11 protein-coding genes are annotated in these 12,318 nt (G+C 50.4%); 5 read left to right on the plus strand and 6 right to left on the minus strand.

Annotation, left to right across the window (positions count from 1 at the left end; translation table 11 throughout):
• The first annotated feature begins 27 nt into the window (after positions 1-27).
• From OB13_RS01345 to OB13_RS01355, 3 genes are read left to right on the plus strand one after another with little or no spacing between them, the layout of a single operon-like run.
• Positions 28-633 carry a TetR/AcrR family transcriptional regulator gene (locus OB13_RS01345; protein ID WP_461488344.1) on the plus strand — a complete coding sequence of 202 codons (606 nt, stop codon included), beginning with the start codon at positions 28-30 and terminating at the stop codon, positions 631-633.
• Positions 634-689: 56 nt separating this feature from the next.
• Entirely contained in the window at positions 690-1,214 is a 525-nt protein-coding gene (locus tag OB13_RS01350; RefSeq protein ID WP_461488345.1) for an acyl-CoA thioesterase, read from the plus strand.
• 52 nt (positions 1,215-1,266) lie between these two features.
• A complete protein-coding gene (locus OB13_RS01355; protein ID WP_461488346.1) occupies positions 1,267-1,902 on the plus strand; it encodes an HD domain-containing protein in 636 nt (211 codons plus the stop codon).
• 136 nt (positions 1,903-2,038) lie between these two features.
• Here OB13_RS01355 and OB13_RS01360 read toward each other — a convergent pair whose 3' ends face one another.
• The 3 genes from OB13_RS01360 to OB13_RS01370 form a co-directional block, all read right to left on the minus strand.
• Positions 2,039-2,266 (minus strand): VOC family protein, encoded by a 228-nt coding sequence (locus tag OB13_RS01360; protein ID WP_461488347.1) that lies wholly within the window; start codon positions 2,264-2,266, stop codon positions 2,039-2,041.
• 239 nt (positions 2,267-2,505) lie between these two features.
• Complete coding sequence (locus OB13_RS01365) at positions 2,506-2,973, minus strand: GNAT family N-acetyltransferase (RefSeq protein WP_461488348.1); 468 nt, start codon at positions 2,971-2,973, stop codon at positions 2,506-2,508.
• 87 nt (positions 2,974-3,060) lie between these two features.
• Positions 3,061-3,726 carry a class I SAM-dependent methyltransferase gene (locus tag OB13_RS01370; protein WP_461488349.1) on the minus strand — a complete coding sequence of 222 codons (666 nt, stop codon included), beginning with the start codon at positions 3,724-3,726 and terminating at the stop codon, positions 3,061-3,063.
• Between the two features lie 292 nt (positions 3,727-4,018).
• Here OB13_RS01370 and OB13_RS01375 point away from each other — a divergent pair, with 292 nt between their 5' ends.
• Entirely contained in the window at positions 4,019-4,456 is a 438-nt protein-coding gene (locus OB13_RS01375) for a PaaI family thioesterase (protein ID WP_461488350.1), read from the plus strand.
• Between the two features lie 135 nt (positions 4,457-4,591).
• Here OB13_RS01375 and OB13_RS01380 read toward each other — a convergent pair whose 3' ends face one another.
• Complete coding sequence (locus OB13_RS01380) at positions 4,592-5,926, minus strand: TldD/PmbA family protein (RefSeq protein ID WP_461488351.1); 1,335 nt, start codon at positions 5,924-5,926, stop codon at positions 4,592-4,594.
• A 187-nt stretch (positions 5,927-6,113) separates the two neighbouring features.
• A complete protein-coding gene (locus OB13_RS01385) occupies positions 6,114-7,745 on the minus strand; it encodes a TldD/PmbA family protein (protein ID WP_461488352.1) in 1,632 nt (543 codons plus the stop codon).
• A gap of 444 nt (positions 7,746-8,189) precedes the next feature.
• Here OB13_RS01385 and OB13_RS01390 point away from each other — a divergent pair, with 444 nt between their 5' ends.
• Positions 8,190-8,804 carry a hypothetical protein gene (locus tag OB13_RS01390; RefSeq protein ID WP_461488353.1) on the plus strand — a complete coding sequence of 205 codons (615 nt, stop codon included), beginning with the start codon at positions 8,190-8,192 and terminating at the stop codon, positions 8,802-8,804.
• 76 nt (positions 8,805-8,880) lie between these two features.
• Here OB13_RS01390 and OB13_RS01395 read toward each other — a convergent pair whose 3' ends face one another.
• Entirely contained in the window at positions 8,881-11,787 is a 2,907-nt protein-coding gene (locus tag OB13_RS01395) for a S9 family peptidase (protein WP_461488354.1), read from the minus strand.
• Between the last annotated feature and the right edge of the window lie 531 nt (positions 11,788-12,318).

Here is a 12,318-nt window from a genome sequence, read left to right on the forward strand (position 1 = left end):
ATAAACCGATTGGTTTATTTTACACCTATGGAAGCAGTTACCAGCAAAGCAGAACGGACGCGCCAGCTGATCATAGAACAATCGGCACAACTCTTTAATCAGAAAGGGTATGCGGGGACTTCCATGCAGGATATCATGGCTGCCACAGGCCTGACCAAAGGAGGCATCTACGGTCATTTTGAGAGCAAGGAAGAAATCATGCAGGAAGCTTTCGATCATGCCGCCGGAATCATTGTGCAGCTGATCGCTGACAAAATCGCGCGACAGGAGAAAGCCTCTGAAAAGCTGGCCACTATACTTTCATTTTACAGAACATACTTGCAATCGCCTCCTATCGCAGGTGGTTGCCCGGTGCTGAACACAGCCGTGGAGGCCGATGACACCCATCCCCTGCTCCGGGCCAAGGTTATACAGGTGCTGAACCGGCTTCATAAGTCTGTTGCCAATATCGTTAAGCTGGGTATAAACACAGGTGAATTCAGAGCAGATGCGAACGCCGAACGCTTTGCTATTCTGTTTGTGAGCATGGTAGAAGGAGGCATCATGGTATCGAAGGCCTATGGAGATGCCAGGTACCTGCACACGGTACTGCAGCAGTTGGAGCACATGATTGCCGATAACCTCATGAAGTAATATTTTTTTAACCAAAAACAAACCGATCGGTCTGTTTTATAACAAATGAAACTTAAATGGAAAGCAACTACAAGCAAGTACTGGAAAGCAAGACACTCATCCGTTTTGAGGATTGCGACCCTTTCGGCCACCTGAACAATGGCCGCTACATCGACTATTACCTGAATGCACGCGAAGACCAGGTGCGCGACAACTATGGCCTGGACATATATGCTTTGGCCAAGACGACAGGCAAAGCCTGGGTAGTAACCTCTAACCAGATTGCCTACCTGCGCGAAGTGAAGTTCATGGAAACAGTAAAAATAAAGACCAGCCTGCGCTGGTTCAACGACACGGATCTGCTGATGGAAGGGCAAATGGTGAACCTTGAAACCGGAAGCATTATCTCTGTCATCTGGACGCGGTTTGCCTATATTGATGTGCGCAAGGGCCAGAAAGTAAGTCATGGGGAAGAACTTGTGGAGCTTTTCCATAAAGTAGCTGTACTGGGTGAGGGCAAGCAGGACGCCTATTTTGAAGACCGGGTAAAAGAGTTGCGGTCTGAAGATGCAGCGGATCAGGCAAAAGCGAAGCAGGTATAATCCGGAACCTGAATCTCTTTAGCTTTACCTTTGCAAAAATCGGAAAACGTGCATGAGAGAGAAGCTGACAAAAGTGCTGGAGGTGCTCACCCTAGCTGAGAAACTTAAATTTGAACTACGCCACAGCTGGCTTTCCAATGGCCGCCAGGAAAGCGTGGCCGAGCATACCTGGCGCATGAGCCTGATGGCCATCTTGCTGGAGCCATACCTGGAGCACCCGGTAGACATGACCAGGCTATTAAAGATGATCATCCTGCATGACCTGGTGGAGGCCGAAGCGGGAGACATTCCGGCCTTTAACTTAGTAGACGAAAACATCAAACTCCGGAAACAGCAACGCGAACAACAGGCAATCGAAAACCTGCGCCAACAGTTGAGTGCTTCTACAGGACAGGAGCTCTACGAGCTCTGGCATGAGTTTGAAGAGAAGGAAACCTATGAGGCAAAAGTTGCCAATGCGCTCGACAAACTGGAAGTGCGGATACAGCACAACCATGCCGATATCAGTACCTGGATCGAGATAGAACAGGAGTTTGTTTTCCTGATGGGCAACCACACAAATTTTGACAAAGGCCTGGAAGAATTCCGCATTTTGATCGAAGAGATGGCGGTATTGAAAATGGAAGGCGCAGGCATTTGTACGTCTACCGTTAAACAGCGCATGATGACCAAGGGCTCTGTAAGTTAGACCATAATTTTTAGCTATTCACAACCTACTTTTTGTATTAGAGTATATAGTGTCATGGTGCAAAATATAACTATGAAAACAGGCAGCTAGCGTATAGCTGCCTTTATTTTTTCTACCTGATTATCAACGCGTCAGCTCAGAGTTTTATATCCGGTGTATGTGCAACCTCCAGCACAAATCCGTTGGGATCGCGGAAGTCAACGGTATAGTATGAAACACTGTATAGCGGCATTTCCTGCGGACCTCGCAGCAGGTCGCCTTTTCTGTTTTTGAGCCACTCTCCTACCTGGTCCACCACCGCTCTGCTGACAGCGTGAAAACAAATATGCCGCACGCCCAGGCTGTCGTGAAAAGCAAGAGGCATTTCCTTAAAATATATTTCGTGCCGGCGCATACCAGCCAATCATCGGAAATAATTCGCCGTAGAAACGCAGCGATTCTTCCAGATCTTTCACCCAGAATTCAAGATGGTTTACGCCGGGTCCGTAAGGGTAATTCATCGTACTGTAGTCCTGTGCGAAAGACCGCAGATATCCTAAAAAAGTGTGCCAGTTAATGCCCTGCTATACCTGTATACCTGCGGCTTTGTCTGAGATCTGTTAGCTAAATGCTTGCATTTTGCTTCAGTTCTTTTTCGAAGCACAAGCTGTTCTCTACTCCGGCATATTGCCCGTAATTCGGTATCAGGTTATATCCGTTCTTTTTGTAAAGCGCGATCGCTTCCGGTTGTTTTTTGCCTGTCTCGAGTACGCACCTGGCATACCCTAATTCACTTGCCCACTTTTCCAACTCCGCCAGGACCATCGATGCAATGCCGCTTTTTCTGCTATCAGGCAAAACGTACATCCGCTTGATTTCCATAGCATCTGATCCGAATGCTTTTATCGCTCCGCACCCCACCGGCTTTTCATTTTCATACACCACAACCACCTGGTTTATTTTGTCAATCTTGTTGAATTGATCATAAAAGGAATGGTCTTCCCCGTCCCGGATGGCAAGATCTGCATCCAGTAATTTCACCAGTTCTACGAAATCACTGTTTTCAGAATTTGTTCTTATGTTGTTCAGCATAACGGTAATTGATTCTCAGGCAATAAGTCTTGAAATGGTTTGTGTTGAACGACATAAATTGTTCTCGCTATACCTTTCCCAATGCTTTTAATTTTTAGTTGAAATAAAAATCAGATGCATTTCAGATGTTCCGTCTGATTTAAGGTACTCCTTTCGTATCAGGTCTGTAAGCTCAAAGCCATTAGCCTTCAGCGCTTTCAGCAAATAATCTTCCTGGTGATAGTGAACATACAGTTTATATTGTCCGCTGCTGCTCGTTTCATACCCTGATCTGCTATAGTCGCCTTCGATTGTGCTGAAGTAGAGTATGCCCCCCTGGCTGAGCAAGGATGAAGTGTCTTTTATGAGTTTGGCACAATCCTGCTTTGCTAAATAAGGCATGCAAAAGCCACAAAGTATAGCATCGTATGTATCCGTCAATTTATCTATTTCCCGGCAATCCATCACCGTAAAATTTGCTGCAGGATTGTTTGCTCTGGCCAGCTCGATCATGCTTGGTGCCGAATCGATTGCCTCTAGTTTGTAGTCAGGTCGTTTGGATAAAATATACCGCGTTACGTTTCCGGGCCCACAACCGATCTCGAAGATCCGTGCACCGGGCTTTTCAACTAAGTGGCAAAACCTGTCATAGGTATCGTCATAGAGGTGCACGTCCATGAAATGCTCCTGGTAAACCAGCGCAAGCTTGTCCCAGGTTTCAAAAATTAGCTGATAGCGATCCATGGTGCGATATAGTAAAGGTATAACGTTCATAAGCCTTGAGATGGCAGGAATTCTATCCCCATGCGGCGGTAGTCCGCGTTGGTCAATACTGGCTCTGTAATCCCACTTCTATCAACATTAACGATTCTGTTCACAGCGTCAGAGTGATGGAAGCCTGCCTAAAGTAATTTACGAAAAAAGGCAAGACTAAACTGGTCGAACTGGATGATTGCATCTAGAAACTAAATAGTCTTAAAAGCAACCATTGCCTTTGGCTCTTTTTCTTTGATCAGCATAAGTTCCCTCTTGTATTTTGTATACTTGTGGCAAAACATAAATACAAATGACAGCAGAAGAGCACTTCGGGCGCCTGGAGCGGCTATACCATAAAGCCAACATACAAAGCCTGATCAAGGGCAGTAGCATTGCGGTAAACCATGGGCAGGCAGAGCTGACCCTGCCGGTTGATCCCAGCTATTTTCACGGAGCACAGGCCATTCATGGGTCCATCTATTTTAAACTCCTGGATGATGCGGCTTACTTTGCGGCAGCTTCCCTGGTGCAGGATGTGTTCCTTGTCACCTCCTCTTTTCAGATCAACCTGTTACGCCCTGTTAGCAGCGGCACTTTGAGAGCAGTCGGCACGGTGCGTTCCAAAGGTAAAAGCTTGTTCGTAGCCGAAGCCACGCTCTACAATGAAAAAGGCAAGGAAGTAGCCTTTGGGACCGGACAGTTTATGCGTACAGCGCAGCCACTGGAGACATTGGAAGGATATGGATGAGTTAGAGAGTTAGAAAGTTTGGGAGTTTGGGAATTTGGGAGGTAAAGTGAAACACGAAAGCCGCTACGGGTATACCTGTGGCGGCTTTCGTGTTTTCTGGCAAAAATGTTTGATAAAAATTATTCCAAGTATGCTCTACACTGCGTCGGAGAGGCTGCTGAACGTGAAGTCCCGTACCTTGAGCGGCGGCAGGATGTAGTTGATGTTCGACTCTCCACTGACGACACGCTCCGGAATGCCCATTTCCTCCAGGTTATTGAGCATAATGATCGGGCTTTCGTTGAAACGGAAGTTTTTCACCGGATGCTTTATCTTTCCATTCTCGATCAGGAAAGTACCGTCGCGGGTAAGGCCTGTCAGCAGCAGCGTTTGCGGGTCTACGGAGCGAATGTACCAGAGGCGTGTGACCAGGATGCCGCGTTTCGTGTTTTTGATCATCTCCTCGAGCGACGCCTTGCCACCGTCCATGATCGCATTATTGGGCATGGGCACAGCCTTGACTCCTTTTTTATCTGCCCAGAAGCGGGAGTAATACAGGTTCTTGACAACACCGTTCTCAATCCAGTGCACCTTCTCCAGGGGCCGGCCGTCGCCACTCCAGGTAGCAGTCGGCAACTCCGGGTGTGTCGGGTCTGAATAGATGTTTACTTTCGCATCCACCAGCTTCTCTCCTACTTTTGTTGTACCACCCTGCTTGCTCATGAAGCTGCGCCCTTCGTCGGCGTTGCGGGCATCCATGTTAAAGAACATATTCTCCAGCAAAACCGCCACGGCAGCAGGTTCCAGTATAACGGTATACTTACCTGGCTCCAGGGCAACCGCCTTGGCAGAACCCTCAGCTTTGTCCATGGCAATTTTAGAAGCCGCAGCCGTGTTGAGTTTGGTGATATCGTTGTACCCGCGGGAGGCGTACCCTGAGCCGGTACCTGCCTCGTTGCGCACCGTCACCGAGAACTCCAGATCCGTGCTGGGGTGGTAGGCAAACAGTCCTTTGGTATTGAGCATGGCCTGGAAGCCGGCATTGTGCTGCAGGAAACCGGCCGCTTTTAGTTTTCGTTCGCGGGCCGGCAGGATGCTGGCCGCGGCAGCCGCCGCACGTTGCTCCGGAGAAAATTCTGCCGTGCTCTTGTAGAATGCTTTTGAGCTGAGGTATTTCTGTGGCCCCAGGATCGGCATATACTCCGGGTTTTCCGGCGCCAGTTGGGCCAGCTCCTCTGACCGGCGTACCACCTTCTCCAGGGACGCATCATCATATTCGTTGATGGTGGCTATACCTGTCTTTTTGCCAAAAGCAGAATTTACCGCCAGGCCGGTCGTACTGTTCTCGCCGCTCGTGGACACTGCATTGTTGGCGTACCGGATGTTGCCGCTGTTGCTTCCCTGCAGGCTCACAACGCACTCGTCGGCCTTGGAAAACTGCAGTACCTTCTGCATGATCTCACGCACCTGTTGTTCTGTAAATATGGCCATATCTTTCTGAGTTCTGAGTCTTGAGTTCTGAGTTCTGAGTTATTCTCTTTTCACTGTGATCAATGATCGGGTTGCCAATAAGATTTGTGAAGCTCGCTTGTTCATGAATGTTAGATTCTCGAGGTATAGCGCAAACACCTTCAGCAGGTATAACTCGAGACTCAGCACTCAGAACTCGCGACTCAAATCAAATTTTGCGCGCCGTGTTGATCACATTCACCCCATTGAAACGTGTGGTGGAGCTGCCATGCGAAACAGCGCTCGACTGCATGGGCTGGCCTTTTCCATCAAAAAAGGAGCCACCGAGCCGGTAGTCGCGCTCGTCGCAGATGGCGGAGCAGGAGTTCCAAAATTCCTGGGTGTTGCTCTGGTAAGCCACATCACGCAATTGCCCCACGATCTGCCCGTTTTTGATCTCATAGAAGAGCTGCCCGCCAAACTGGAAGTTGTAACGCTGCTGGTCAATGGAAAAGGAGCCATCCCCGATGATGTAGATGCCTTTCTTCACATCCTTGATCATATCCTGCACGCTGAGCGGCGTCTTGCCTGCTGCCAGCGATACGTTGGGCATGCGCTGAAACTGCACCGAGCTCCAGCTGTCTGCATAGCTGCAGCCATGCGATTCTTTCTCGCCGATGATGTGCGCCTGGTCGCGTGTGGCTTGGTAATTTACCAGTACACCGTCTTTCACCAGGTCCCACTGCTTGGTTTTCACGCCTTCGTCGTCGTAGCCGACAGCGCCCAGTGAGCCCGGCTGTAGCTTATCTGCAAAGAGTTGTACCCTGTCGGAGCCATACTTAAAGTTCTTGGATTTCCACTTGTCAAGGGTTGCGAAGGAAGTACCGGCAAAGTTTGCTTCGTAGCCCAGCACGCGGTCCAGCTCGAGCGGGTGCCCCACCGACTCGTGTATGGTCAGCCACAGGTGGGACGGATCGAGTACCAGGTCGTACTTGCCGGCCTCTACGGATTTCGCTTTCAGCTTTTCAACCGCCTGCCTGCCCGCTGCCGTGGCGTCCTCTACGATGTCGTAGTGTTTGCCATAGAGGGTGGTCACGCCGGCAACTTTGCTTTCTTTGCGGCCATCGAGGTACTCGTAGCCCATCCCCATCGGAGCACTCAGTGATTGCCGGGTTTCAAATTTGCCGGTGGCAGGATCAATGGCAGTGGCCGTGAAGACCGGCCAGATGCGGTGCACATCCTGGTCGATGTACGAGCCGTCGGTAGAGGCAAAATATTTCTGCTCATTCACCAGGAACAGCAGCGAGTTCATGTAGTTGGCGCCGTTCTTCATGGCCGCGGCATTGGCAGCCAGCAGCAGGTCGGCTTTCTCCTTGATAGGTATAGCCAGGGCATTTTTTTCGATCGGCGTTTTCCAGTTCACCTCGCCATAGCCCCGCTGCGGTGCCAGTTGCACCGGCTGTTCCAGCAGTTTGGCATTGGCTTTGGCAATGGCTACGGCCTGCTTGGCCATAGCGGCTATGTTGTCGCGCGTGATGTTATCGGCAGCCACAAAGCCCCAGGCCCCGTCCGCTATCACGCGTATACCTGCCCCGTAGGATTCGGTATTAACTGTATTTTCGACCTTGTTATCACGGGTGATCACGTACTGGTTCAGGTAGCGGCCAATCCGGATGTCGGCATAGGAGGCGCCGCTGGAACGGGCCGTGTTGAGGGCAACATCAGCCAGTTGCTTTTTAAGCGCTACATCCATTTGCTCCAGGAATACCTCCGGAGGAACATCATTCCCCAGTACGGGAATGGGCAGCATAAGAGCACCTGCTCCGAGCCCGGCCAGGTACATAAAGTCACGACGTTTCAAGCTTCTTTTCCATTAGGTTAGAGATAGCTGAAACTAAACAACGCCTTACACAAATACAAGTTTTTATAACTTTTTAACAAATACCCCCCAATTCCTTTGAGCTAGCCTCAGAGATATCCTTTCAAAGATGCAGCTACTGCCAACTTTCCCTATTTAGAACGGGCAGGTATAGGTCATATCGTCAAGGTATAGCGGCTCGATCCGGAAGGTTAGCCTGATTGGATTCCCGCCTTCGCCAAATATCTTTCAACTCAGTTCTTTGTTAAATTCTATTGATGTTTTAACACGGATACCTACCACCGGAACATTGGATTTTACATCTGCCAGTTAATAGCAGCGCTTCACTTAATAAAGTAAGCTACTCACCCGGTATTGGTAAACAATTCTTCAGTTTGATGATTATACCTCGTAAGTAAACTGTCTAAATAAAATTCAATAAAACTTATGAAAAACATTATCCAAAAAACAATCGGCTATGTAGCAGCAGCTGCCATCCTTTTTAGTTTCAATGCCTGTGAGCAGTCTGAGGTAGCGCCTGAAGCAGGCTTAGCTGCGCAGGGAGTGCAGGAAGCACATCAGACAAAATCGATGAACCTGGACCAAACCTATACTGTGCAGCTGACGGAACTGAACGGATCAGGTGTGAGCGGTATGGCCACCATTGAGCTGACAGGCGATATGCTGAACGTATACCTGCAGGCCTCCGGATTGACACCTAATATGGAACACATGCAGCACATCCACGGCTTTGTGACAACCAATCAGAATTCGGTTTGCCCGCCTATGTCTGCCGACACAAACGGCGATGGCCTGATCAGCCTGGTAGAAGGCATTCCTTTCTATGGTTCGGTACTGGTGCCGCTCACGCCTTATCCGACAGCCGATGCGATGCGCATGGTTGATTTCATGAACTCCTATGCGATCACCAAGGCGGCAAGACCTCTGCAGAACAATGTGATCGTGCTGCACGGCATGTATGTGAATGGAGTTTATGACCCGACTATACCTGTCGCCTGTGGCCAGCTTAAAGTAGCCAACCAGGGCAAAGGCAGCAGATAATCTGACGCTGCAGGATCATAAAAAAGGGGAGCAACCAGTTGGTTGCTCCCCTTTTTTATGTGTTCAAAATTAGCCCCTACTCCTTCGGTGCTGAAGATACCTGTGGCTCGATCAGCTCAAAGCCGTACTCCTTGCCCTTCACCATGGTAGGAACGCCCTGTTCCATCCACTTCGGAACGGGAGCACCTTTGAGGTAGTGATCAAAGAACTGCGACATACGCACCGAGAGATCTTTGCGGTTTTTGCGCTGCACCAGGTTGTGGTCTTCGCCGTTGTAGACCAGCATCCAAACCGGCTTGTTGAGGCGACGCAGCGCCATAAAATACTCGATCCCCTGGTACCACGGCACAGCCCCGTCCTGGTCGTTGTGCATGATGAGCAGTGGCGTCTTCACGCGGTCTGCATAGAAGAGCGGCGAGTTTTCGATGAACTGCATCGGCTTCTCCCACAGCGTGCCGCCGATGCGGCTCTGCGTGCGCTCGTACTGAAACTGGCGGCTCAGGCCCGTACCCCAACGTATACCGCCGTAAGCACTCGTCATATTAGACACAGGCGCTCCGGCCATTGCCGCTTTGAACATATTGGTGCGGGTTACCATGTAAGCGATCTGGTAGCCACCCCAGCTTTGCCCCTGCAGGGCCATGTTCTTTCCATCCACGAAGCCCTGCGCCACTAAGTGCTGCACGCCCGGTATGATGCAGTCCATGGCACTCTCGCCCGGATACCCGTCGATGTACACGATGTCCGGCACAAACACCAGGTAATCGTTGCTCACATAGTAGGGAATGTTGATGGTAGAGGCACTTGGTGCAGGAAGCCGGTGCATGTAGAGCCCGTCAGAGGAACGCTCATAGAAGTAGACCAGCATCGGGTATTTCTTGTTCGGGTCAAAGTTCTCGGGCTTGAACAGCAGGCCTTCCAGCGGCACCCCATCCGTCGATTTCCAGTTTACCAGCTCCACATTGCCCCAGCGGTACTCGCTCATCTGCGGGTTGGCGTTGCTCAGCTGCTCGGCCTTGGCAAAGTTTGCGTCGGTGGTATAAAGGTCGCTGTACTCCCGGAAGGAGCCACGGCGGAAAGTGATGCGGTTATCGTTCTTAGCTTTTTTGAATGCCGGGTAAGAATGCGGGCTCATCACCAGCTTCTCAGGCTGCGTTGCTTTGCTCACGTAATCGCGGAAGAATCCTCCTGACTTATCAACATAACTGAACGCGCTCAGGTATAGCGTGGCGTTCTCAGGTATAAATTTCTCCTCGCTGTCCAGTTGCTCGTAGCGCAGGCGCAGCTTGTTGGTGCGGCCATACCTGTCCGTCAGGTTTTCCGGGGCTTTCTTTCCACTCGGGTCCAGTTTCCAGATGTCGAAGCGATCGTATACCAGCAGGTAATCATCCTTCTCTACCCAGCCGGCCATATCGTAAGAGCCCGGCAAAACAGGCATGTCGTTGTCTTCTTCGTAGAACGGCACCCCGACTTTCTTCGTCAGGTTCAGGTTGGCGCCTCCCTTGGCAGACATCGCATGCCAGCTGCTGTCGGTCGGCTCAAACCAGTACACGTATTTGCCCATCGGCGACAAGCGCGGAAAGCCACGGGTCTCGGTCAAAATCTGCTTTTTAGTGCCTTTTTTGAGATCGATCAGGTAAGCGTCCTTACGGGTTGGAGTGTCGTAGCCGATGGTCAGCTTATACTTCTCGTCACTCACACCCAGCGCCACATCGCCTTGTCCGTAAGCGTCCAGGTATACGTCCGGCATTTCGAGGGTCGCCAGCTGCTGCATTTTCTTTCCCTTCAGGTCATATAGGGCCAAAAAAGAGCGTTTCTGGTCGCGGCTCAGCTGCTTGAGCTGCATCGGCTGGATCAGCGGATCTTTATACGACCAGATATCGAGGTTCACTTTCTCTTCCTCTAGTTTGGTGGTATCTTTTTCGTAGCGGGTCGGGCGCGGGAACGTACCGAAGAACAGGCGCTTGCCATCTTCCGAAAAACGCAGGTTGCCGTGCTCGCTCACCATCCAGTTGGCTGGCATCCCCTTGGATACGGTGTCGGCCAGCGTAATGGCTTTGTTGTCTTTTTTGTTCCAGTGGTAGAGGCCAAAATAACGGATTTCGGCTCCTACGCTGTCCATTGTTGCCACAAAGGCCAGTTGTTCACCGGCTTTGTCTGCACTAATCCCTTTATAGGATACCTTGCCCGTATCGATCGGCGTCACTTTCAAGTCAGATGTGCTGACTGCAAACACACCCGCCTTGTGCAGGGAATCCAGCTCATCCTTCACAAAGTAGAGCATGTTACCTTTTTCGGAGAACATATAGTCTACCACGCGGTTGAATTTTTGCTCCTGCCCTGTCTGCAGGTTGCGCAGCACCAGCTCCGTACCTTCCGATTTCTTTGGTTTTCCTTTGGCTGCCGGTTTGGCTGCGACAGTTTTGGCGGCTTCGGCTTTTGGCGCTTCAGGTACAGCCGCTACGGTTTTCGATTCTTCTTTTTTAGCAGCTTCTTTCTTTACGGGAAGTGGCTTTTCCAATTGATAGGCCACCCAGTTGTTTCCTTCTTTCGGCAGCTTATACGACTTCACCCGTGGCACCTTTACCACCTGCATATTTTCAAGTGCCACGATCGCGAGCGAGTCTTTGGGCAGGTCGTCGGCTTTTTTCTTCTTCAGCTTGAGCGCACGTACCTTGTTATATTCCGGCGTGATCTGGAATACTGCATAGCGGCTGTCATTCGTAAATTCAGCTTTGCTGCCCCGGTCAAAGGTTTTCATGGCATTGCTGGCGTAGCTTTTGATGTAGAGCGCACCATCGCCTTCCTGCGGATTGACGTTAAATAACACGTACTGGCCGTTGTTGGAGATCTTGTCTCCTTCCACGCCTTTCCAGCTGTCGTATACATCGTGTGTGAGGGGCTTTTTTGTGGCTTGCTGCTGTGCCTGGGCCTGACTGAGGCCGGCACCGAACAGGGCCATCAATACTAAGAGGTTCTTCATTGTAAAGGTTGGGCTATTGATTAGCGTTTTGAATGGTTCTTTAAAATTAAATAATTTCCGGGAAATACAGGTATGCCTTAGAGGCAACTCAACAGGGATGGTTTAACGGGGGATGGTGCGAGGCAGCAAAAATGTCGTGTATACTGGCGCGAGCGTCCTCGCTTGTGTCCGCTATCGTGGGGCCTCTGGCCTAGGGCGAAGGTATAGTTCGTTCATTGCCTATACCTTGTGTAGTAGTTGTAATCGATTTTTGGAGAACCTCTCGCTGGTACAGGCTGCTATACCTATACCTGCTGCGTAGCTGGAGCTTCATCCAATTTGTTACTAGCTTTGTTTCATTGCTTCGCCTGGCCGGCGGGGCCTCACTTTTTTTCTTGATGAAAAAAGTAAGCAAAAAAATCAAGACGCTCCAAATCGAGGGCCCCTACCCCCACTCGCTGAACGCTCGAACAGTGGAGCGTCCACAAAATGCACCTGGCTCAAGCTATACCTAGCGTAGCTTCTGTTGTAAGTTAGTCTGGCTATACCTGT

The organism is Pontibacter sp. HJ8, assembly GCF_054824225.1.